We start from the raw sequence: 22787 nt of genomic DNA, 5'->3' as shown, positions 1-22787 counted from the left end.
ACATGACACAGGGGATCAATCCATGGGCAAGCGACCAGTCGATCGATGTCGGAAAACTCTTTGCAGAGTTCGGCATCGAACCGATTGAGAATGTGACCGGCGGTCTTGTGACCGTCCCCTCCTTCATACGCAGGGGGGTCGTCGTGGGTCACCGGGACTATGGGCTGATCGCAGAGGCGATCAGGGAGAAGAAGCATTTCAATGTGATGACCGGGTTCATGCCCTCAGGCCACCCGCACCTGGGCCACCTGATGGTGATGAAAGAGGTGGCCTGGCACGTCGCCCAGGGGGGGACCGGCTACATCGGCGTCGCCGACCGCGAGGCTCACGCGGTGCGGGGGCTCTCATGGCGGCAGTGCAAGGAGTACGGGCGTGAATATCTCTCATGCCTGTATGCGCTCGGGTATGAGGGGCACACCTACTATCAGAGCGAGAACACCCCTCTCAAGGACCTCGCCTTCGAGGCGGCGACCAGGATCAACTTCTCCGAACTCTCGGCGATCTATGGCTTCACCCAGGACACGGCCCTTGCCCATGCGATGAGCGTCGCCACCCAGGTCGGCGACATCCTGTATCCGCAACTCGACGGCGGCCCGGCCCCGACGGTGGTGCCGGTCGGGATCGATCAGGACCCGCACATAAGACTGACGCGCGACGTCGCCCACAAACTCCGCCTCTTTACCGTCGAGCAGCGGGAGGGCTATGTCAGCGTCCGCGGGAAGAACGCGCCCGAGGCTGCGATCGACGCCGTTAAAGCCGCCTATCCTGGCTCGAAGCGCTACGAGGCCCATGTGGACATCCCGGGCGCCGCCCTCACCGAGGTCGAGGAGAGGGTGCGCGGGATCGAGAGGGCGCATGGCGGGTTCGGGTTCTTCCTGCCGTCTGCGACCTATCACACCTTCATGCCAGGTCTCCAGGGGGGCAAGATGTCTTCGAGCGTCCCTGAGAGTTTCATCTCCTTCTGGGAGAGCGACAAGGATCTCAAGAAGAAGGTGATGGGGGCGCTCACCGGCGGGCGGATGACCCTTGAGGAGCAGAAGAAACGCGGGGGCGAGCCTGAGAAGTGTCCGGTCTATCTCCTCAACCTGTATCATATGACCCCTGACGACGAGGAACTCGTCGAGATCTGCCGCAAGTGCCGGGAGGGCGAACTGATGTGCGGCACCTGCAAGAAGGAGACGCTTGCGCGGACAAAAGAGTTCCTGAAAGACTTCAGGGAAAAGATGGACGAAACAGCACATCTGGTGGAAGGATAGAATGGCTGACCTCACCTTGAATGAGAAGAAACTCCTCGTCGCTCTTGCCCCGCTCGGCGAGGCCAGGGCCGGGGATCTGGCGGCGGCCTTGCAGACAACCGAGGAGGCGGCCGTCCAGTATGCGAATCTCTGCGCCGAGCACGGGCTTGCCGCGGTCGAGCGGGTGAGCACGACGACCTACACCCTCACCCCTGAGGGCGAGGACTACAGGGAGCACGGCCTCCCTGAGAGACAGATCTACGAGAGTTTCGGGGACGCGATCCCGATGAAAGACCTCCAGGCCCACCCGCTCTCGCGCATCGGGATCGGGTGGCTCAGGAAGAAAGGCTGGGTCGCGATCAAGAAAGGTGTCGCCGAAAAGACCGGCGAGGCCCCGGCAGGCGAGGACGAGACCGCCCTCGCCGACCTGAAGGTCGGGATGCCGGGCATCCCCGACCTGCTCAAACGCAACCTCGTCGAGGAGCACGAGGCGGTCTCGTACCATATCGCGATCACCCGGGAGGGCCGGGCCCTTGTCGAGGCCGGGCTCGACCTGGTCGAGGAGACCGGGACGCTCACCAGGGAGCAGATCATCACCGGGTCGTGGCGCGAGGCACACCTCAGGCGGTACAGCCTTGCGACCCCGCCAAAGCGGGAGTACCCCGGCAAGGTCCACCCTTATCAGCGGATCATCGACGAGGTGAAGAGGGTGCTCCTGGACATGGGGTTTGTGGAGATGCAGGGCGAGATCGTCCTCTCCGCCTTCTGGGACTTTGACGCCCTCTTCCAGCCCCAGGACCACCCTGCCCGCGAGATGCAGGACACCTTCTACCTGGACCAGACCGAGCCCATGCCTGAGGGCTGGGAGAAGGTGCGCGACATGCACCTCTCAGGCGGCGAGACCACCTCGACAGGGTGGGGCGGCGTCTGGGATCCTGAGGTCGCGCAAAAATGCGTGCTCCGCACCCACACCACTCCGCTCTCAGTCAAATATCTCATCTCCCACCCCAAACCCCCGGTCAAGGCCTTTGCCCTCGGCCGGGTCTACCGGCGGGAAGCGATCGACCCCACCCACCTGCCCGAGTTCGAGCAGCTGGAAGGGATCGTCATGGACGACGGAGTCTCGTTCAGGCACCTCCTCGGGTTCCTCAAGGAATTCTACAACAGGATGGGCTTTGAAGAGGTGCGGTTCAGGCCTGGCTACTTCCCGTATACCGAACCCTCGGTCGAGCCCGAGGTCTGGGTCGACGGCCTGGGCTGGGTCGAACTCGGCGGCGCCGGGATCTTCAGGCAGGAGGTCACCGCCCCGTGGGGGATCGACACCCCGGTCCTCGCCTGGGGGCTCGGGATCAGCAGGATCGCGATGCTCCGCCTCGGCCTCAAAGACCTCAGGCAACTCTACCGCAGCGACATCGAGTGGCTCAGGGAGAGCCCGGCGATCAGGAGGCAGGAGTGAGTCATGGCAGTCATCACCCTCAATTACGAATATCTGGAACGGCTTGTCGGCACTGATAGAGAGACCATCCTCGAGCGCCTGCCCCTCATCGGGTCAGACATCGAGCGGACCTTCGACGACCATATCGATGTGGAGTTCTTCCCAGACCGCGTCGATCTCTACTCCACCGAGGGCGTGGCCAGGGCGATGCGGGGATACCTGGGGATCGAGGAGGGGTTGCCCGAGTACGAGGTCACCCCTTCAGGGATCGCCTTCTCGGTCGACCCGGGCCTTGCCTCGATCAGGCCGCACCTTGGTTCGGCTGTGATCAGGAACGTCCATCTGGACGAGGCCGGGATCGAGAGCCTGATGGCTCTCCAGGAGTCCTTGCACTGGGCCCTGGGCCGGGGCAGGCGGAAGGTGGCGATCGGGGTCCATGACCTGGACACCGTCACCCCGCCTTTCCGCTACCTCGCCTCGCCGCGGGACCGGAGGTTCGTCCCCCTCGACTTCGAGGAGGAACGTTCGATGGAGGAGATCCTTGCCGAGCACCCGAAGGGCCGGGACTATGCCCGGCTGGTCGAGGAGTTTGAGCGCTTCCCGCTCATCGTCGATGCGAACGATCAGGTCCTCTCCTTCCCGCCGATCATCAACGGCGAACTGACCAGGGTCACCACCGGCACCAGGAACATCCTTCTCGACTGCACCGGCACCGACGAGCGGGCAGTGCGGATGGCGGCGAACATCATCTGCGCCGCCCTCGCCGAGACCGGGGCGACGATCGAGAGCGTGGAGATCGAGGGCACGCCGTACCCCGACCTCAGCCCTGCAGAGCGGGTCGTGAGCGCGGCCGAGTGCGCTCGCATCCTTGGGATCGACCTCACGGCCGAGGAGATGGCGGCGCTCCTGCAAAAGATGCGTTTCGGTGCGGAGGCCCTGCCCGACGGGAAGGTCCGGGTGCTCGTGCCCCCGTACCGTGCCGACATCATGCACGACTGGGACATCTTCGAGGACGTGGCCGTCGCCTACGGGTTCGACAACTTCGAGGCGGCACTCCCGCCGACCTTCACCACCGGCAAGGAGCACCCGATCGCCGTCCTCCAGCGGGAGGTCAGGTCGGTCTTCACCGGGATGGGCTATCTCGAGGTGATGCCCTTCACCCTCACGAGCGAGCGGGTGCTCTACGACCAGATGCGACGCGAGCCCTCGCCTGAGGTGCTCAGGGTCGCCAAACCGATCTCAGAAGAACAGACCGTGGTGCGGACCGAGATCCTCCCGCTCCTCATGGAGATCCTGGAGATCAACTGCCACCGCGAACTCCCGCAGCGGGTCTTTGCGACCGGCGACGTGATCCGCGGGACCCACACCACACAGACCGTGGCCTCGGTCTCGCTCCATCCGGGCGCTGACTTCTCCGAGGCCTACGCCATGATGGAAACCCTCTGCCGCGAGTGCGGGGTGGCCGCGGAGTTCGCCGAGTCAAAAGATCCGGGCTTCATCGACGGCCGGCGCGGCGATGTCCTGGTGGACGGAAAAAGAGTGGGGGTCTTTGGCGAGGTCCACCCCGACGTCCTCACCGCCTTCTCCCTTGAGCACCCGGTGGCGGCGCTCGAACTCGACCTTACCGCCGTACCTGGATACCCCGTCCGGCCAGATACTCCTTGACCTGGCTGACGGTCATCTCCCCGTAGTGGAAGACGCTCGCGGCAAGGCAGGCATCGGCCTTGCCGAGGGCGAAGCCTTCCCAGAAATGTTCGAGGGTGCCGACGCCTCCGCTCGCGATGACCGGGATGCCGACGCGTTCAGAAATGGCGCGGGTGATCGGGATGTCGAACCCGGCCTTCGTCCCGTCGGTCTCCATGCTGGTGAGCAGGATCTCGCCGGCGCCCCGTTTTTCCACCTCTTCTGCCCACGCCACGGCGTCGAGCCCGGTCGGGTGTGACCCGCCCATGGTCACCACCTCGTACCAGACCTCGCGCCCATCGGCCAGGGTGATGGGGGTTGCCCCTTCTTTCATCTCCGGGTGTGCCCGCACGTCGAGGGCCACGACGACGCACTGCCTCCCGAACCGCTCGGCGGCCTCGGTGATGAGGTCAGGGTCGGTGACGGCGCTGGTGTTGAGCGAGACCTTGTCGGCGCCGGCCCTGAGCACCTGCTGGATCTCCTCGATGCTCCTGATCCCGCCGCCGACGGTGAGCGGGAGGAAGAGTTCGTCCGCGGCCCGCTCGATGACCGGGATGAGCGTCCCCCGCTTCTCTTTCGAGGCGGTGATGTCCAGGAAGACCACCTCGTCCGCGCCCTGTTCATTGTACCTCGCGGCCAGTTCCACCGGGTCCCCGGCGTCCCGCAACCCTTCGAAGTGCGTCCCTTTCACGACCCGCCCGTTCTTGATGTCGAGGCAGGGGATGATCCGCTTGGTGAGTGGCATGTCCACATGTCTGACCGCTCCGGGCATGAGCATTGTGGACGCGGGGCCACTGGACGACTTCATACTTTTTATGGGCTGGGCCGCGTAATAGAGATGGACACGAGGCTCAGGTGAAAATATGAAGACCGGTCAACAGAAGATGGACTGGGCCAGGCAGTATATGCCGGTGCTCGGGAGCATCAGAAAGGAATTTGAGGAGACAAAGCCCCTCGCCGGCGTGACCATCGGCATGGCCCTCCATGTGGAGGCCAAGACCGCGGTGCTCGTCGAGACCCTGGCGGCAGGCGGGGCCGAGGTGCATATCACCGGGTGCAACCCGCTCTCCACCCAGGACGATGTGGCCTCTGCCCTCGGCAAGGTGCCAGGGGTGCACTGTTATGCGAAGCGGGCATGCTCGAATGACGAATACTACGCGGCGATCAACCGCGTCCTCGACGCCCGCCCGTCGGTCACCATCGACGACGGGATGGACCTCATCCATGAGCTCCACACCCGCCGGCAGGACGTCCTCAAGGGCGTCGTCGGCGGGTGCGAGGAGACGACGACCGGGATCCACCGTCTGCGCTCGATGGCGGCCGAGGGGGCCCTGAAGTTCCCGGTGGTCGCGGTGAACGACACCCCCATGAAGCGGCACTTCGACAATGTCCATGGGACCGGCGAGAGTTCGCTGACGGCGATCATGACCACGACCAACTGTCTTATCGCCGGCAAGGTGCTGGTGGTGGCAGGGTACGGCTACTGCGGGCGCGGTGTCGCAAGGAAGGCCCGCGGCATGGGCGCGAAGGTCGTCGTCACCGAGGTGGACCCAAGACGGGCGCTCGAAGCCCATATGGAGGGCTTTGACGTGATGCCGATGGACGAGGCGGCGAAGGTCGGCGAGATCTTCATCACCACCACCGGGAACACCTCGATCCTCACCGCACACCACTTCCCGCTCCTCCGCGACGGGGCGCTCCTCTCCAATGCCGGTCACTTCAATGTGGAGATCGATGTGGCATGGCTTGAGGAGCACGCCGACGAGGTCGACCGGCGGGACGGGATCGACACCTATCGCCTGGGCGGGAAGAAGGTCCATGTCCTGGCCCAGGGCCGCCTGGTCAACCTTGCCACGCCCAAGGGGATGGGCCACCCGATCGAGGTGATGGACCTCTCCTTTGCGCTCCAGGCACTCTCGGCACGCTATATGGTCGAGCACGGGAAGGACCTTGCGCCAGGGGTCTATGATGTCCCGAACACCATCGACGAAGAGGTGGCGACCCGCAAACTCGCCGCCCTCGGGATCGCGATCGATGCCCTGACCGAGGAGCAGAAGAATTATCTCTCGGCCTGGGATATCGGAACATAATCTTTTTTTGGGCTCTGGAGAACCGGTCACCTATCGTGGGAGAATGTGTAGCTCCTGCCGTCCCCTGGTGTCCGGTCAAGAACGAAAAGTCGTCACTACAGTGCGATTGAACGAGATCTCTCTCTCTCCTTGCGTGAAGAAAGCGTAGTGGATGGTTCCATTCTCTTCATGATCTCGTCCCCATCTTCCTCCCTGGGGTCTGTGAGCAGCGCCCCTGGTGGGTATGGTGTGGGAAGAGATGTCGATCTGATCCGTCCCACAAAAAATAGAAAAAATTTTGGCTCTGTAGAAATCCTCTTGATGAATCTCTCTGGCGGGGGGGCGTGCCGCCCCCCGAACCCGCCGCTACACGATAGTCGAGGACGACAATACCCTCTTCAGGGAGTTTGGATATGCCTTCCTGTCCCTATCTTCGTCCCGGGGGTCTGGGGGCCGCGCCCCCGGCCAAAGGGGTAGGAAGGCGGGTGACACACATTCTCCCTGCGATACGTGAGGGTTTCTACAAGGCCAAAATTTTGTCACCCTCTCGTGCCGGAGGGGTGCACCCCCGGATTCGAAGATCAAAGATCTTCTCAAGTTCGCTGACGCTCACACCCCCTACGACGAGGCGAGGCGGGGGCGGCCATCTGATGATTCCCGCGTGGTGTCGTGCTCCAGAAGGAGGCATACAGATCAGTGCACGATCAGGGGACTCACGATTTTTTAATATCATGTATGCATGAACCAGAGGTTCATGCCTGATTCTACAGACCTGGAATCCCTCCAAAGCCATAATCTCTTTTTCCCCTCTCCTCCAACCAGGTAGGCACTATGGTGAAGCCAGGGCTTCTTGTGTGTATCTTTATGCTCATCGTCCTCGTTGTCATCCCCGCGGCATTGTACCTCTCGGCCTCTGCGGAGGCGGAGACCCTCACCATCACACACCTGCAGGTCGAGGGCGTGCCTGGCACGGTCGTCTTCATCGCCGACCTCCATCTCAGGGAAGAGACCGCTCCGCTCATCGAGCGGGCGGTCGAGGAGGTGAATGCCCTCTCCCCGGCACTGGTGCTGATGGGGGGAGATTTTGTCTCGTCAGGGGAGGACGACCTCCCGTACCTCGGCCTCTTCGCCGGGATCGAGGCGCCGACCTATGCGGTCCTGGGCAACCATGAATATCGACGCTCCACGCGAGACGTCGACCGCGAAACCCTGGAAGAGGCCAACCTCACCGTCGAGGGCTACGACCTCTCCCCGCTTGACGACGGAAGTGCCGATGCGGCCCTTGCCGACGCCGTCACTGCACGGCTTGAGGCGGCCGGGGTGGAGGTGCTCAGGAACGACTACGCGGTGGAAATGATCGACGGCCGGCGTCTCCTCATTGTCGGCCTCGACGACGCCCTTGCCGGGCGGACGGCATATCCCGACGACCTGCCTGGCGCCGACTATACCCTCGTCCTCCTCCATGAACCCGAGTACCGGGCGGCATGGGACGCTGACCTCCTCCTCTGCGGCCACACGCACGGCGGGCAGGTCGACCTCCCTCTCATCGGGAAGCCCGCGGCATGGTTCGGCCACTGGCCCTTTGCCGGGCGGCTGGAGGAAGGTGACCGGACCCTCTATGTCAGCCGTGGGCTTGGGACCACGCCCTTCCTCGGGATGGAGTTGAGGTTCAACTGCCCGCCTGAGATTGTGGTCATCGAGGGGTAGGGGTTTCTGTTCATCACAATGGAAAAATGGATTCCCTGATCCCACGCGTGAATTGAAGGTTCACCTATTCCGGCTCTGTTGAAATCTTCTGAATCTCTCTGGCGGGGGGCTTTCCGCCCCCCACGCCTCTCGCCACACGATAGCAGCCCCCTCTTTATGGTCATCTATTCCTGCCTTCCCTGCCCTATCTTCGTCCCGGGGGTCCGGGGGCAGCGCCCCCGGCGCGAGGATGAAGGAAGGAGAGAGGTGTGATGATCAGGCGTGCCGCTCTCAATCGCAGAATTTTCATCCCAATCTCGCGCTGGGGGTTGCACCCTCCAGACCCCCCACGACAAAGATAGGTAGGGGCGGCGATGGAACTCGATCCCCACCGATTCTCCTGTCTTGAAAAGAGAGAGCACGCGGAGATTAATTTTCAACCGCGTATCCTTAAACCCCGGGTTCATGCCCAATTCTACAGGACCCCTATCTCATATCTCAATCCTTATCCTGACGCGGGGGCCCGGGGGGCGGCATGCCCCCCGTAGAGATAACTCTCCAGAGGCTTTCTACACCACCTTACAGAGTCACATCTTCTATCTTCGATAGCGCCCACGGCAAGGAGAGGGGGGAAGGCGGGTGGAAACCCCCCGGTGTGGAGATGAAAGATGGCGGTTCTGGAGAGGATCTCTGTAAAATCTTCAAAATACGCTTTCCCGAACTGATTCAACACCTCTCCTTCTCAAGAATCCCTCCTTAATCCTGCCTCTTTATAGGGCCTTTTCAGGGCCGTACGAGATCAGGAGGATGAATGATATTCCTCCCAATCATATCGGGCACCAGGAGGGCAGGAGAGAGGTGGTTTCCTTTCCATGTTGGATGAAAAAACGATTTTACGGCTTTATTTGAAATAAAGCCCGGAGCGAGCCCAGGTTGAGGGGGTTGTCCCCGAAACCGGGGGTATTCTGACCGTATTTAGGGGTGGACCCTGCCCTTGCGTGAAGATGAATCTCCACCTTCCCCCCTCCCTCGCGCGACACGATATGCGGTGGACGGCAGTCCTCTCTTTATGGTCATCCTTTGCGCCTTCCCTGTCCAATCGCAATATCATGGGTTCAGGAGCCGCCCCGGGTGTCCGCTCGTTTCAGTCCCTGATCCAGATGACCGCCCCATAGACATAGTCCCTGGAAATGTCGAGCCTCTTGATCGCCGATTCTCGCGGCAGGTCGGCAGTGATCTCTACGGGAGCGTCATAGACCGTGATAAAGACGCTCCTGTACGGAACCCCCGCTGCCCTCACCTCGTCTGCCGAAACAGGTACAGGGTCTCCAGATCTGGCTGCCGTGTTGTAGGCGAAGAACGTCGTGAGGATATCGGCACCGTCGCGAGCGATCGCCGCCCCCTTCGGATCGACATGGAGTTTCAGGATGACGCCCTGCCCGTCCTCGCGCTCGACGGCGTCGAAGGTGATCTTCATCTCGTCAAGCCTGGGGTCGATGGTCAGGACCGGGCTCTCGACGGCGGGGATCTGGGTCGTGGGGACTGTAGTGATGGTCGTGGTCGGGGTGGGTTGTGGATCGTGAGGTGCGGTGCATCCGGCAAATAATGCCGATGCACCAAGACAGAGGAGCATGAGGAGGGAAATATGGGGGTTCATACAATTCAGGATATATCCATGTCGAGATAAGGGTTTCCATTGCCTGTGGCCGGGAACCGAACAGTAATATAGAGACGGGGAGATATGTGATTTGTTTGACATGGCCGATGAAGGATACAGGAACGCAAATGTCGAGGGACACGAGGTACCCTACGACCCGGAACAACTGCGGAAGGTCAAAGACCATCCCTGTTACAGTGAAAAAGCTCACCACACCTGCGGGCGCTGTCACCTGCCGGTCGCGCCCAAGTGCAATATCCAGTGCAATTACTGTGTGCGGGACTTTGACTGCGTGAACGAGAGCAGACCGGGAGTGACTTCTAAAGTTATCAAGCCTGAAGAAAGTCTTGAACTGGTAAAAAAGGTCATAGCGCAATTCCCGTACGTGAAAGTGATCGGGATCGCAGGGCCTGGCGAACCCCTTGCCAACCCCGAGACCTTCGAAACCCTGCGGGTGGTCCATGAGGCCTTCCCGCACCTGATCATGTGCCTCTCGACAAACGGCCTCCTCCTCCCCGACTCGATCGACGAGCTCGTGAAGTACGATGTCGGCAATGTGACGGTGACGCTCAATGCCATCGACCCCGCGATCGGCGAGCAGATCTATTCATATGTCAATTACGAGGGCACCCACTATACCGGGCGGGAAGCGGCAGAGGTTCTCCTTGAGCACCAGATCGAGGGGATCAGGATGGCGGTCGAGCGCAAGATGTTCGTGAAGGTCAACTGCGTCTACATCCCCGGGATCAATGACGAGCACATCCCGGCGATCGCCAAGAAGGTCGGAGAGATAGGTGCCTTCTCTTTCAACCTCATCCCTCTCATCCCGCAGTACAAACTGGCCCACATCACCCCGCCGACCCCGGCGGAGAAGCGGGCGATGCAGGACCGGTGCGCCCCCTACATCAAGCAGATGCGCCACTGCGCACGGTGCCGTTCCGACGCCATCGGGAGACTCGGGCACGACGTCCAGTCCAGGATCTACTGCGAGGGCAGCTGCCACGACGAGAGAGAAGAATAACCCCTTTTTTTGTGATGAAGAATTCCATCACTCTCAGGACCGACACTCCACTTGACCTCGACGCCACGCTCGGGTGCGGGCAGGCATTCAGGTGGGAGAAGGGTGCGGACGGCACCTGGTCGGGGACAGCGAGGGGACGGGCAATCCAGATCAGGCAGGACGGCAAGACCCTTTCCTTCACTGGAGCGGATGAGGCATTCATCACCGACTACTTCGCCCTCGACCTCGACCTTGACGAGGTTCTCTCCTCCATTGACACCGACCCCGCGATCCACCGCGCGGTCGCCGCCTGCAGGGGCCTGCGCATCCTCAGGCAGGAGCCCTTCGAGACTCTCATCTCCTATATCTGCGCCACCAACACCAACATCCCGGCGGTCAAAAAACGGGTCCGCCTCCTTTCTGAGCGCTACGGCACACCCCTTCCAGGTGGGGCCCATGCCTTCCCGGACGCGGCGGCCCTCGCGCCCTGCAGCGAGGACGCCCTCAGGGCATGCGTCCTTGGTTACCGGGCGCCCTATGTCTGCGCGACCGCACAGATGTGCGCGGACGATCCTGAATGGGCGGCACGGGTCGCCGACCTTCCCTATCAGGAAGCAAAAACCGAACTCCTCCGCTTCCCTGGCGTCGGTCCCAAGGCCGCCGACTGTATCCTCCTCTTCGCCTTCCAGCAATACAGGGCCTTCCCGGTGGACGTCTGGATCAGGCGGATCATGCGCCGCACCTATCTCCCTCACCTGCGCGAGCACGGCGGGATGGGTTCACGGGAGTACGAGGAGATCGCCTCCTTCGCCCGCCGGCACTTCGGGAAGTACGCCGGGTGGGCGCAGGAGTACCTCTACTGTGTCCGTGAAGACGAGTAGGGTCCGCGGCCCCACAGTGTTGTCAGGCGTTGTAGAACCCATCTGGATCAGCCTCTGTGGGTGGTGGCCACCCCCAGGATCCCCCGCCGTAGATTGGTCGGGGACGGTCACTTTCTCGTCATGTTCGTCCAGCCATCCCGGACTTATCTTTTTCGGGAGTTCCAGGGACAGAGTCATCGGTGTGAAAATGGAGGAAGGTGATCCAGTCACGCCCGCCCTTGGGAGGGGTGAGGGTTTCTACAGGCCCCGATGTCGAATATTGTTGTATGGGATCTGTAGGCTCAGATATGAGTCGAGAGCATGCCTCACGCATACCTGATGAACATCTCATAGTGACGCGGAAGGATCTTTTTTGATCTTTCTCGTTGTGATAGGGGGATGACCTTTGGTCACCATGCCTTCCTCTGGGTGAGAAGATAAGGCTGGGGAGGCAGATTTGCTGACTATGAAGGGGATGCTGCGTCGATGACCCTATCATGTACCAGAGTGCACTCGAAGGAACTTGAAAAAATCGGATCTGTAGAATTCGGCATGAACCCTGGCTCAGGCATACGCGATGAAAATGATTGTGAGTCTTTGGATCGTGCACTGGTCTGTGTTTCTCCTTCAGGAGCGGACACCACGCGGGAATTTCCGGATGACCGCCCCCTGTTCCCCGCGCAGAAGATGGGGAGGAGGACAGTAATCCCGCCTTTGGGATTATAAAAGATACCATCCCCCTCCTATCGCCATCCCGGGATCCTGGGGCAGCGCCCACGGACCCACGAGACGAAGATTGGGCCGGGAAGGCACACTCAATCGCCATGAAGAGGGTACTGCCGTCCGCCGCCTATCTTCCGCGCGGGGGGTTCGGGGGGCAGCACGCCCCCCGTCGAAGAGAGCCCTCAAGATGAATCTCTACAGGGTCAGAGATTCTGTAATTGAGGGTGGCCCATCAGCGGCATGCCTTCTCACACCGCCGCGCCGGGGCGTTGCCCCCGGACCCCTGTGACGAAGATAGGGTCGGGAATGCACAGTCGACGACTATGACGAAAGGGTTGCCTTCCTCGACCCTATCGTGTGGTAGGGGGCCGCGGCATGTGAGCGGAGCGAACTTGAGAAGGCCCGCAGGTCTTCAAACGGCACGCCTCCCACCAGAGAGTTTCATCCTTCGTCTTCCACCACATGGACCGCGCTTGCCTTGAAAGAGAGGCGCACCCTCTTCCCGACCCTGATCTCCAGGTCCTCTGCCGACTTCCAGGTGATCAGGACGGTGAGGGGGATCCCGCAGTCGATGGTGAGGTGGTTGAGCGGGCCATAGGCCTTCATCTCCGTGACCGTGCCGGCAAGGACATTACGGGCGCTGATCAGACTGCCGTCCACGAGGTATAGGGTGATGTCTTCTGGCTTGATGCAGGCGCAGACCCTGGTGCCGACCTGGAACGGGGCGACGGCCTGGACCTGCACCCCTCCCCCGACATCGATGGTGACGACCCCCTCTGAGGTGTCGGCGATCTCGCCAGAGAGGATGTTCTCGATCCCGACAAACCTCGCGACATGCTTGTTCTTCGGTGTTGCAAAGACTTCCCGAGGGGTTCCCACCTGGGAGAAGACCCCGTCCATCAGGACCCCGATCCGGTGGGCGAGACGCTGGCCCTGGTGCATGTCGTGCGTGGAGATGATCACCGTCTGGCCCTGCTCGCGATTGATCCGCACCACCAGTTCCTCGATCGCCGCTGTCGAGACCGGGTCGAGGTTGGCGGTCGGTTCGTCCATCAGGAGGACCGCCGGGGCGGTGACCACCGCACGGGCCAGGGCGACCCGCTGCATCTCCCCGCCCGAGAGGGTGCGGGCCTGGCGCGTCTCATATCCTGCAAGCCCGATCACCTCCAGCGCCCATCCCACCTTCTCCCTGGTCTCCTCTTCAGGGAGGTGCCTGAGCCTGAGGCCATAGGCGATGTTCTCATAGACGCTCATATTGAAGACCGCCGGGCGCTGGAAGACCATCGCCATTCTCCTCCTGAACTCGAGCATCTGCGAACGTTCGCCATGGATGTCGGTGCCGTCAAGGAGGATACGGCCACTGGTGGGACTGTCGAGGAGGTTGATCATCCGCAGGAGGGTGGACTTGCCAGAGCCCGACGGCCCGATCACCGCAAAGATCTCCCCGTCCTGGATGACGGCGTTCACGTCACTGAGGACCTGGGTGGCGTCGAATGATTTTGCGATATGCTGGAGCTCGATCATGGGAGGTCACCGTTGCTGTACAAAGTTCATGATGATGTTCACGACCAGGGCGATGGAGAGGAGAATGATCCCGAGGGCGATGGAGAGGGAGATATCTCCCCGCCCGGTCTCAAGGGTGATGGCGGTCGTCAGGATCCTGGTTGAACTCCAGAACGAACTGGCCTGGATGTTCCCGCCGATGATGATCGCCGCCCCGACCTCGGAGATCGCCCGACCAAAGGCCATGGCCACGGCGGCGACGATCGCAAACCGTGCTTCCTTGAGGACTGAAAAGAAAAACTGGACCTTCGTCGCCCCAAGAGAGATGATGGTGTCCCTGATGGTGGTGTCCACCGCGATCAGCGCCGAGATAGTGAGGCCGATGATGATGGGGAGGACCAGGATCGTCTGCCCGATGACCATTCCGCCGGGTGTGAAGAGGAGCCCGAGAGTCCCGAAGGGCCCGGTCCGACGGATGAAGAGAAAGACCACCAGCCCGACGACGACGGTCGGGACGGCATACAGGGTCTGGACCAGGTTGATCACCGACTTTCTCCCGGGAAATTCCTTGAAGGCGATGGCCGCTCCGATCGGGAGGGAGATGAGCGAACCAAGGAGGACGGCCGAGAAGGTGATGATCAGGCTACGGACGGTGATCTCCATTACCGCCGGGTCAAGGGTGAGGATCAACTCGATCGCCTGGAAGAGCCCCTCCCCGATCGGGTCGAGTCCCTCGAACAGCCCGGTCATATCTCACGCTCCCGGTCTTCGTGACCGAACCGGTCGCGGGGAAGAGAAAAATGGGAGTGAGAGGTCGGAGTGACCGCACGCCCCAGAACCCCTCACCTCAGGTGACCGGTTCTTCGGTCTCCGCACGCTCCACCCCGAGCATCTCCCAGTTCCCCTGTGCAGGGTAGAAGAGCGGTTGGCCGTACTCCTCGACACCGAAGTTCCCGATCTCCTCCTGGATCTCGGGCGAGATGAGGAAGTTGATCCACTCTTTGGCAAGGGTGCTGTTGACGTCAGGATACTTCTTGGGGTCGATCTCCATCACGCTGTAGATGTTCAGGAGGATCTCTCCCTCCTCGACCAGTGGGACCAGACCTGTCTCGGTCTTGTAGGCGAGATAGGTTCCGATGTCGCTGAGGGTGTAGGCCTCCTTCTCGCCGGTCATCACCAGGGTGGACCCCATCCCGGTGCCTGCCTCGACATACCACTCACCAGAACCCTGGATGTCGGCGGTGTAATTGAGGCCGGCGGCTTCCCAGATGGCCTTCTCTTTTCCGTGCGTCCCTGAATCGTCACCCCTGGAGACAAAGACGACGTTCCCTGGTTCGGCAAGTCCCTTGTCATGGATTGTGGTGAAAGCCTCTTCAGGGGTCATGTTTGCGATCCCGGCCGGGTCGGATTCAGGGCCGACGATGGTGAAGTAGTTGTAGGCAAAGACCCGGCGGTTGGCCCCATAGCCCTCGTCGATGAATTCGTCCTCGCGGGCGCGGTCATGGACCATCATCACGTCCACGTCCCCTGCTCTCCCAAGTTCAAGGGACTGTCCTGTCCCTTTTGCGGTGATCTTCACGTCTGCATCATACTGCTCCTCAAAGATCGGTCTGAGATAATCCAGGAGCCCGGTGTCCTGGAGACTGGTCGTCGTTGCGATTAAAAGGGTCTGTGTTCCTTCTGGCGCCGTGCCCGTCCCTTCCGGCGCCGCAGTCGTTTCTGCCGGTGCCGCAGTCGTCTCGGTCGGGGTTGGGGTTGCATCTCCACCTTCTGGGGTGGTACAGCCGCAGATAAAGGCGGCGGCCACCATGACCACGACAAGCAGGATAACAGCAATCTTTTTCATGGCACCGGTACAATATCTCGCAACCATTATATTTCTTCCTCTATCCTGCGTGGGGCCATACTCCCTCAGGCGGCATACGGGGGTTTTATTCCTGGAGGCGGGGATGGAGACGGAGAGAAGACTACACTCAAGGGAGGACAAAGATGAAAAAACCAGGAAAAAATGCAGAAAAAGTACTCTATGCCCTGGTCGGGAGCGAGATGCGCCAGTATACCGGCAAGGATCTGAAGGGCATGACCACGCTCTCCCCCCAGGAGATCAACATGGCGGTCAGGGAACTCGAGGAGATGGGGGCCGTGGAGGTCCACCTCCGGACCCCACAGGACCCCTATCTCTTCACCACGACCACCCTCACCGCAAAGGGGCGGGCAATCTTTCAGGTGATGGCGGCGCCCGGGTGCGACACCTGACCTCTTTTTTTGGGTTCTGTAGACGCGAGCATGAACCTGAGGCTCACGCATACGCGATCGAACATGGCCATGGGTCTCCAGGGTGTTTTGACCTGTGCTCGCCCTTCAAAGCAGGACATCACGGGGGGAACACCGTCTCATTGCCGCCCCCGCCTACCGCCACGGCGGGGATCCGGGGGTGCACCCCCCTGCACGAGATGACGGTGAAGGTGCTGCGCTGAGGGCGGCCGATCACTCTGAGAGAGTTTCTGTATTTCGTATATCAGGTATGGAGGATCCCGGTGAGGAGAAGTAATCATACAAACATCCCTGGTTCATCGTCAGGATCATTTTCATGGAGGATATCCCAAAATTCTCTGGAGGTGATCATCTCATCAAACCGAAACGCATCTTTCCAGAAATTCTGAACTCTCTCCTCCACCAGGGGACTGGCCACCCCCCGGCCCTCTCGTGGATGAAGATTGGTGGAGGATTGCGTCTCGTCTTCATGATTTTTTTCTCTGTCTTCCCGTCTCTCTCGCCATCCCAGGGGTCAGGGGGCAGCGTCCCCAGCGCAGGTGTATAGGAAGGTGTTGAATGCAGGGGTGCGCGATGAAAACGCAGGGATCTCTTCATAATCATCCATCGCGCTTATCGGTGATGAGGAAGGCTGAAGAGTTTTGGGATGACCTCATGGTAACCCCTCATCCAGTATGGGTGCAAGCGTGATTCTCCTGCCTTCTCTCCTGCTCGTACCGGGGGGGCTGTGCCCCCCCGGACTCCCCGCGATGAAATAGGTGGGGGCGGCCATTCGACGATCTTCCCGTAGGGCGTCTCGGGAGACCCACGATCATGTTCATCCCGTATGCCTGAACCAGGGGGTTCATGCCTGATTCTACAAAACCATTTCTCAGAGCCGATAAGCACACCTCTGATGTGGCGCACGGGCCGGAAGAACGTCAGGTCGTCCCCCTTATGATGATGAGAGATCGGGGGTGGCGACGTCTCCGCCACCGCCGCCGCACTGTTGTGAGGGGCGCACCATGCCCGGCGAGCCCATCTGTTCTGGACTTTTGGCTCTGTAGAAATCCTCAGGAGGGTTATCTTTGGCGGGGTGCGTGCCGTCCCCCGGTCCCCCCCGCGTGAGCGAGAGGTGGTGGACGGCATTACGCTCTTCATGGCGATTGAGTGTGCCTTCCCGTCCCTATCTTCATTCTGGGGGTCCGGGGGCGGCGCCCCTCCGTCCGAAGAGGTGGGAAGGCGGGCGACACACATCCCCCTACAATAGGTGAGGGTTTCTACAGACCTGGATTTTTCAGAAGACCTGGACAGACGAGGCCTTAAAGGCCACAGAGACGGTGTCCCCCTCGGCAAGCCCCATCTCAAGATAGCCCTGCCTGGTGATCAGCACCGCCAGGGGGATGCCGCAGTCGACCGTGACCCTGACCGTCGCCCCATTATCGGCGATCTCCTGGACTGTCCCGGTGTACTGGTTCCGTGCACAGGAACCGATCGGCCGCGGCGAGATCAGGATCTCTTCAGGGCGGACCGTGACACAGACCTCCGTGCCGTCTGCAAGGGCCGTCGAGACCATCCTGACGCCCTCGACCGTGACCTCCGAGAGTCCGTCTTTTCTGACACAGGTCCCCCTGAAGAGGTTCTCCACTCCGACGAAGTTTGCCACAAACTCGCAGTTCGGTTTCCTGAAGACCTCGTCAGGGGTGCCGATCTGCACGATCTCGCCCCCCCTGATCACGGCCACGCGGTCGGCAAGCGAGAAGACCTCCTCGAAGTTGTGGGTGACATGGATCACCGTGATCCCGTAGGCGTCATGGAGGCGGCGCAGTTCTCGCCTGAGTTTGTCCCGTGTGCGCCCGTCCAGCGCGCTCAGGGGTTCGTCGAGGAGCAGGAGCGCGGGCTCCATCACGACCGCCCTGGCGATGGCCGCACGCTGCTGCTCGCCCCCTGAGAGGGTCTCAGGATGGCGGTGGAGGAGGTGGTCGATGCCGAGAAACTTTGCGGCGTCCATGACCTTCTGCTCGATCTCGGGTTGCGCAACCTTCTGGTTGCGCAGTCCAAACTCGATGTTCTCCGCCACCGTGAGATGGGGAAAGAGCATGTAGTCCTGGTAGACCATGCTGATCCGCCGTTCACGCGGGGGGGCGTCGGTGATGTCCCGGCCGTCAAGGACCATCCGGCCGCTATCAGGCGGATAGATCCCGGCAAGGGTCTCAAGGAGGATCGTCTTGCCCGCCCCGGTCGGTCCGATGATCACCAGGTATTCACCGTCATTTACCTGGAGAGTCGCGTCTTTGAGGACGAACTCTCCCATGTCTTTGGAAAGATGTTCTATCGATAACATAGGTCGATTTCCTACAATCTGACGCTCCCGCCATAGCGTTCAAAGACATAGAGTGAGGCGATCGAGATGATGATCAGGATCGTCGCCGCTGAGATGGCCAGTTCGAGTTCCCCGCAGGACATGTTCAGGAAGAGCGAGATCGGCAGGGTCTCGGTCTTCATCCGCGTCGCACCGGCAAGCATGAGCGCGGCCCCGAACTCGCCGATCCCCTTTGCCCAGGTGATCACCCCGCCGGCGATGAGTCCGCTCGTCGCCATCGGCAGCGTGACCCGCCAGAGGGCCTGGATATCGGTGCACCCGAGGGTCTTTGCCACATATTCGTAACGCGGACTGATCGACTCGAAGGTCGAGCGCATGATCCTGAGCATGAACGGGAAGTTCACAAAGACCTGGGCCACCACGATCCCGAGGGGCGTGAAGATAAAGACCAGTCCTGCCTCGGCAAGTGCCTGCCCGATCGGCGTGGACCCAAAGAAGAGGAGGAGGGCCACACCTGCGACGAGCGGCGGGAGGGCGAGTGGCATGTCGACGACCGTGTTCACGGCGTTCTTGCCGAAGAAATCATATCGTGCAAGGGCATAGGCCGAGGGCACGGCGATCAGGATGCAGATCGCCGTCGAGGCCACCGAAGTGACGATCGAGAGATAGACGGCAAACTGGATCTCGCGTGAGGTGATGGAGGAGAGGAGCGCGGTAGGAGAAGGGTGGGTGACGACAAGGAGGAGCAGAAGAATAATAAATGCGGTAAGAGAGGCGGCAACCCCTACTGTCACCGCTTTCAGGGGACTTGGCCTTCTCACAGGTTCACCCGGTCGCGATGCCTGAGTGCCTCAGGGGTGCTGTTCCACTCCCTGACATCGTCCACATGCTGGTCGTCCACCCATCCGCTCCTGACCTCCTCGCGGTGGTCGAACTGGTGGACATAGGGCTTGATGTCGAGCAGTGGCGTGCCGTCGAGGGTGTCCACGCCGCAGACATCGAGGACATTGCCGCGCACGCCCTTCAGTTCCACGATCGAGATCCCGATCGGGTTGGGGCGGTTGAAGTGACGGATGGCAAAGATGCCGCGTTCCTTCTGAAGGTCGAGGAACGGTTTCTGGCGGAGCATCTGGGCGTTCGCCTGGTGGAAGTGGTAGATGAGGAAGAGGTGCGAGAACGTCTCGATATCCAGCAATCCGCTCTCATATTCGGGGAACAACTCGACGGTGCCGCACGCCTTGTTGAAGACTCCCTGGATGGGAGTGTTTTTCTGTTCGGTAAAGGGCGTCCTGATGACGCCGATGGGCCGGTAGGTGACCGGATCTCTTGTCTGGTCTGTTGGTTCAGAATGCATGGATGTGTCCTCGTCGGAAATTATAAAAAAGGGAATGAGACCCAAGGGCCTCAGTCTTCATACTCCGGGTCAGGGTAGACGATATAGCCGTGCTTCACGAAGACTGCCTTCCCTTCGTCTGAAGCGACGAAGTCGGCAAACTCCTGGGCCTCGGCCGGGTTCTCAGAGAACTTGAGCGTGCCGATGGGGATCACCTTGATGTCGTTCTGGTCCTTCGGGATCTCGACGAGGTCCATCTTGTCAGGGACATAGAGGTCGTACCAGATGACCGAGGCGTCGGCGGTGCCCATGCAGATGTCGACGACCAGTTCGTTGACGGTCGCCCGCGTGGCAACGGCGTTCTCAGAGACCGCGTCCCAGAGCCCGCTCTTGTTCAGCATCTTCTTGGTGCTCTTCCCGATCGCCGGGCCGGTGGGGTCGCCGACCACGACAGTCAGGTCATCGTGCGCCAGGTCCTCAATGCAGGTCACGTTCTTGGGGTTGCCCTTGGCGACGGCGATCACCGGGATATGGTAGACAACCTGCTCGGTGGTGTTCACATATCCCTTCTCGGCGGCTTTCTCGATATAGGCGGTGGCGCCCGGCATATAGAGGTCACCCTGTTGCACCAGTTCCATCTGGCTCAGGAGGGCGGCGGAGTTGCCGAAGGAGAACTCGATCATGGTGCCGGTCTTGTTCTCATAGAGGTTGGCGATCTCTTCCATCGGTTCGCGGATACCGGCGCCGCAATAGGTCATCAACGCGGTTTTTTCTGATATTTCTGGTGTTGTTGGACTCTGATCTGTGGTGCACCCGCAGACGACGCAGGAAGCACCGATCACAAGCATCAAAGCCAGAATGATCGAGAATGATTTCATGTAGCATGCGTTAATTAACAATGTAAATAAATGCTCCTGAATTGATCAGGTACGGGAAACCTTTCTCCCATAGCAAGGCAGAGAGGAGTGCTATAGACTGAAATATACGGACGGCGGGAAGAGTGCAGGCAGAAGAATCATACAGGAGACGGCCGCTTAAGTTCACCATCGGCGAGGCCGCCGGGTCGGTGGGGGACTTCGGGACCATCCTCCCGATCGTCCTTGGCGTCGCCCTGGTCTGCGATGTAAACCTCGCGCATATCTTTCTCTTCTTTGCCCTCTGGTACGTTCTATCAGGGGTCTATTATCGTCTTCCTATACCCATCGAGCCCCTCAAGGCGGTCGGGGCGATCGCCATCGCAGAAGGACTGACCGCAGGTGAGATCGCCGGGGCCGGGATGATCATCGGGGTGATATTCCTTGCTCTTGGGTGCTGCGGGAGCATGACCTGGCTCAGGGATAGGATCCCGGTCCCGGTCATCAGGGGGGTGCAGGCTGGACTTGCCCTGATGCTGATCAAGACCTCTCTTGGTTTCGTCGTTTCCGACCCTCTCTTTGCCGGGATTTCCATTGCTGTGGTGGTGCTCTTCTTCCTTGCGGCGCTGCGCGGGACGATCAAGGATATCTCAGCGCTCGTCGTCCTCGGCATCGGGATCGTCGCGGGGGTACTCACCGCCGGCCTCCCCCAGGTCTCGATGATCGCCCTCCCCGCCCTCGTCCTCCCCGACCTTGCCGACCTCACGTATGCGGCGGTCTATCTTGTCCCTCCGCAGTTCCCGCTCACTCTCACGAACGCGATCCTGGCCACCGCCCTTCTCACCCACGACCTCTTCAAGACCGAGGTCGAGCCGGACCGCCTTTCCAGGACCATTGGAGTGATGAACCTGGTCTCGGTGCCCTTCGGCGGGTTCCCGATGTGCCATGGTGCCGGCGGGCTTGCCGCCCAGCACCGGTTCGGAGCGCGGACCGGCGGGGCGAACGTGATCGCAGGGGTGATCTTCCTCGGCTTCGCCCTCTTCTTCGCCTCGCCAGAGAGCCTTGCCCTCATCCCGCTTGGGGTTTTTGGCGGCCTGCTTATCTTTGCGGCGATCGAACTCGGTAAACACAGTCTCAAGACCGATTCATACCTCGTCACCGGGGTCATCGCCGCCCTCGCTCTCCTGGTGAACATCACCCTCGGGTTTGTGGTGGGCCTGGCCCTCGCGTACGTGCTGGAGGCAAGGAAGAAAAAGGTCGGTAGCACTCCTCACCAATAGATGGGAAGAACGTGACCGGACCACCTTCCTTCATCTTCATGTCGCGGGGATCCCGGGAACCAGGGCATGAAAAGATCGGGCCAGGATGGCAGCATGGGCGAAGATGAAGAGGGGGTTGCCGTCCTCGACTCTCTCGTGTGGCAGGGGGTTCGGGGCATGCCAGGCCCCCCGCCGGAGAACATCATCCTGCGGGTTTCTACAGAGCCAAAAATACGTGATGCGGTCAGACCGGTGAATGCTGTGTCTCACTCCTCACAGATCCTTCCCCTGATCGCAGAGAGGAGGTCTTTGCCGAGGATCTGCTTGACCTCTGCAGGATAATGCTCCATGATCCTGGAGAAGAGGAGTGCCGTCCCTTTTGCATTGGTCGAGACTCCCACCCGCTCGGTGCGGGTGACCAGGCCGTCCTCCTCCATGGCGGCGAGGACTGGGATGACATAATAGTGCGGGACCGAGAGATAAGCGGCAAGGCGTCTGGTCTTTGGGAACCTGATGCTGACTTCGTCCTGAGTACAGAGAAATGTGATGGCACGGTCCTCAAAGATGAGGATCCGGGCCACTGCGTTGAGAACCTCGTCCGGGCTCAGTGCAGACATAGTGCACAGGTTTTGGTGTTATTCGTTTTTCTTCGTATGGGGGCGCTTGTCCTCTGGCATCGGTTCGAGCCAGACGATCTCGGCCTCGAGATCTGCGGCGATGGTCTCGATCTCGTTCTTTCTAAAGTGTTTGGACTCCACCCAGAGTCTCCTGGAGGTGCTGTCACCGGTGACGGCGACGATACGGAACTTCGGCTGCTTGACACCGCTGCCGACCTTCTGTCGTTCACGGACATAGATCTTCATAGTTATCACCTCTATCAGTTGGTATACCAACTGGTATACGCTCTGTTATAT

The 22787-nt window shown here is 60.8% G+C and carries 22 protein-coding genes; 10 read left to right on the top strand and 12 right to left on the bottom strand.

The features are described from left to right. The first annotated feature begins 2 nt into the window (after positions 1-2). From J2129_RS08980 to pheT, 3 genes are read left to right on the top strand one after another with little or no spacing between them, the layout of a single operon-like run. A complete protein-coding gene (locus J2129_RS08980) occupies positions 3-1256 on the top strand; it encodes a tryptophan--tRNA ligase (RefSeq protein WP_209630534.1) in 1254 nt (417 codons plus the stop codon). Position 1257: 1 nt separating this feature from the next. Continuing rightward, on the top strand, positions 1258-2691 hold the full coding sequence (locus J2129_RS08975) for a phenylalanine--tRNA ligase subunit alpha (protein ID WP_209630533.1): 1434 nt from the start codon (positions 1258-1260) through the stop codon (positions 2689-2691). 3 nt (positions 2692-2694) lie between these two features. Beyond that, complete coding sequence (gene pheT / locus J2129_RS08970; RefSeq protein ID WP_209630532.1) at positions 2695-4335, top strand: phenylalanine--tRNA ligase subunit beta; 1641 nt, start codon at positions 2695-2697, stop codon at positions 4333-4335. Here the strand turns inward: pheT and hisF are convergent. Further along, positions 4292-5098 (bottom strand): imidazole glycerol phosphate synthase subunit HisF, encoded by an 807-nt coding sequence (gene hisF, locus J2129_RS08965; RefSeq protein WP_209631313.1) that lies wholly within the window; start codon positions 5096-5098, stop codon positions 4292-4294. The genes pheT and hisF overlap by 44 nt on opposite strands. A gap of 118 nt (positions 5099-5216) precedes the next feature. On the opposite strand from hisF, the gene J2129_RS08960 reads away from it, so the two are divergent. The 3 genes from J2129_RS08960 to J2129_RS08950 all read left to right on the top strand — a co-directional run bounded on the left by J2129_RS08960 (position 5217) and on the right by J2129_RS08950 (position 8868). After that, positions 5217-6443 (top strand): adenosylhomocysteinase, encoded by a 1227-nt coding sequence (locus J2129_RS08960; protein ID WP_209630531.1) that lies wholly within the window; start codon positions 5217-5219, stop codon positions 6441-6443. Positions 6444-7253: 810 nt separating this feature from the next. Next, positions 7254-8129 (top strand): metallophosphoesterase, encoded by an 876-nt coding sequence (locus tag J2129_RS08955; RefSeq protein ID WP_209630530.1) that lies wholly within the window; start codon positions 7254-7256, stop codon positions 8127-8129. A 514-nt stretch (positions 8130-8643) separates the two neighbouring features. Beyond that, positions 8644-8868 carry a hypothetical protein gene (locus J2129_RS08950; RefSeq protein WP_209630529.1) on the top strand — a complete coding sequence of 75 codons (225 nt, stop codon included), beginning with the start codon at positions 8644-8646 and terminating at the stop codon, positions 8866-8868. Between the two features lie 384 nt (positions 8869-9252). Here J2129_RS08950 and J2129_RS08945 read toward each other — a convergent pair whose 3' ends face one another. Beyond that, positions 9253-9765 carry a hypothetical protein gene (locus J2129_RS08945; RefSeq protein WP_209630528.1) on the bottom strand — a complete coding sequence of 171 codons (513 nt, stop codon included), beginning with the start codon at positions 9763-9765 and terminating at the stop codon, positions 9253-9255. A 100-nt stretch (positions 9766-9865) separates the two neighbouring features. Here J2129_RS08945 and nifB point away from each other — a divergent pair, with 100 nt between their 5' ends. Together nifB and J2129_RS08935 are read left to right on the top strand one after the other, a co-directional pair. Beyond that, complete coding sequence (gene nifB, locus J2129_RS08940) at positions 9866-10786, top strand: nitrogenase cofactor biosynthesis protein NifB (RefSeq protein WP_209630527.1); 921 nt, start codon at positions 9866-9868, stop codon at positions 10784-10786. Between the two features lie 14 nt (positions 10787-10800). Further along, complete coding sequence (locus J2129_RS08935; RefSeq protein WP_209630526.1) at positions 10801-11646, top strand: DNA glycosylase; 846 nt, start codon at positions 10801-10803, stop codon at positions 11644-11646. 1143 nt (positions 11647-12789) lie between these two features. On the opposite strand, the gene J2129_RS08930 is transcribed toward J2129_RS08935, so the two are convergent. The 3 genes from J2129_RS08930 to J2129_RS08920 all read right to left on the bottom strand — a co-directional run bounded on the left by J2129_RS08930 (position 12790) and on the right by J2129_RS08920 (position 15724). After that, positions 12790-13872: an ABC transporter ATP-binding protein gene (locus J2129_RS08930; RefSeq protein WP_209630525.1), complete on the bottom strand. Its 1083-nt coding sequence runs from the start codon at positions 13870-13872 to the stop codon at positions 12790-12792. Positions 13873-13878: 6 nt separating this feature from the next. Beyond that, positions 13879-14601: an ABC transporter permease gene (locus tag J2129_RS08925; RefSeq protein ID WP_209630524.1), complete on the bottom strand. Its 723-nt coding sequence runs from the start codon at positions 14599-14601 to the stop codon at positions 13879-13881. A gap of 97 nt (positions 14602-14698) precedes the next feature. Continuing rightward, on the bottom strand, positions 14699-15724 hold the full coding sequence (locus tag J2129_RS08920) for a substrate-binding domain-containing protein (RefSeq protein ID WP_245320706.1): 1026 nt from the start codon (positions 15722-15724) through the stop codon (positions 14699-14701). Positions 15725-15840: 116 nt separating this feature from the next. On the opposite strand from J2129_RS08920, the gene J2129_RS08915 reads away from it, so the two are divergent. Continuing rightward, a complete protein-coding gene (locus J2129_RS08915; protein WP_209630523.1) occupies positions 15841-16107 on the top strand; it encodes a hypothetical protein in 267 nt (88 codons plus the stop codon). A 295-nt stretch (positions 16108-16402) separates the two neighbouring features. Here the strand turns inward: J2129_RS08915 and J2129_RS13155 are convergent, their stop codons facing one another. The 5 genes from J2129_RS13155 to modA form a co-directional block, all read right to left on the bottom strand. Beyond that, the gene (locus J2129_RS13155) at positions 16403-16528 is read right to left on the bottom strand and encodes a hypothetical protein (protein ID WP_281069801.1); all 126 of its coding nucleotides are present in this window, start codon (positions 16526-16528) and stop codon (positions 16403-16405) included. Positions 16529-17401: 873 nt separating this feature from the next. Continuing rightward, positions 17402-18448 (bottom strand): tungstate ABC transporter ATP-binding protein WtpC, encoded by a 1047-nt coding sequence (gene wtpC, locus J2129_RS08910; RefSeq protein WP_209630522.1) that lies wholly within the window; start codon positions 18446-18448, stop codon positions 17402-17404. Between the two features lie 11 nt (positions 18449-18459). Then, positions 18460-19248: an ABC transporter permease gene (locus J2129_RS08905; protein WP_209630521.1), complete on the bottom strand. Its 789-nt coding sequence runs from the start codon at positions 19246-19248 to the stop codon at positions 18460-18462. Beyond that, positions 19245-19781, bottom strand: a complete 537-nt coding sequence (gene tsaA, locus J2129_RS08900; RefSeq protein WP_209630520.1) for a tRNA (N6-threonylcarbamoyladenosine(37)-N6)-methyltransferase TrmO — start codon at positions 19779-19781, stop codon at positions 19245-19247. The genes J2129_RS08905 and tsaA overlap by 4 nt, the downstream gene beginning before the upstream one ends. Before the next feature lie 50 nt (positions 19782-19831). Further along, positions 19832-20518, bottom strand: coding sequence for a molybdate ABC transporter substrate-binding protein (gene modA, locus J2129_RS08895; protein ID WP_245320704.1), 687 nt, complete (start codon positions 20516-20518; stop codon positions 19832-19834). Positions 20519-20760: 242 nt separating this feature from the next. Between modA and J2129_RS08890 the strand changes: the two genes are divergently transcribed. Further along, positions 20761-21894 carry a putative sulfate/molybdate transporter gene (locus J2129_RS08890; RefSeq protein ID WP_209630518.1) on the top strand — a complete coding sequence of 378 codons (1134 nt, stop codon included), beginning with the start codon at positions 20761-20763 and terminating at the stop codon, positions 21892-21894. 245 nt (positions 21895-22139) lie between these two features. Here the strand turns inward: J2129_RS08890 and J2129_RS08885 are convergent, their stop codons facing one another. Both J2129_RS08885 and J2129_RS08880 read right to left on the bottom strand, forming a co-directional pair. Then, positions 22140-22490, bottom strand: coding sequence for a hypothetical protein (locus tag J2129_RS08885; RefSeq protein ID WP_209630517.1), 351 nt, complete (start codon positions 22488-22490; stop codon positions 22140-22142). Between the two features lie 18 nt (positions 22491-22508). Then, positions 22509-22736, bottom strand: coding sequence for a hypothetical protein (locus J2129_RS08880; RefSeq protein ID WP_209630516.1), 228 nt, complete (start codon positions 22734-22736; stop codon positions 22509-22511). Positions 22737-22787 lie beyond the last annotated feature (51 nt).

The sequence above is a fragment of the Methanofollis sp. W23 genome (assembly GCF_017875325.1).
In the GTDB taxonomy this organism is placed as follows: Archaea; Halobacteriota; Methanomicrobia; order Methanomicrobiales; family Methanofollaceae; genus Methanofollis.
Note: the sequence above shows the minus strand (reverse complement) of the source record. Positions and strands in the feature narration are given on the sequence as shown.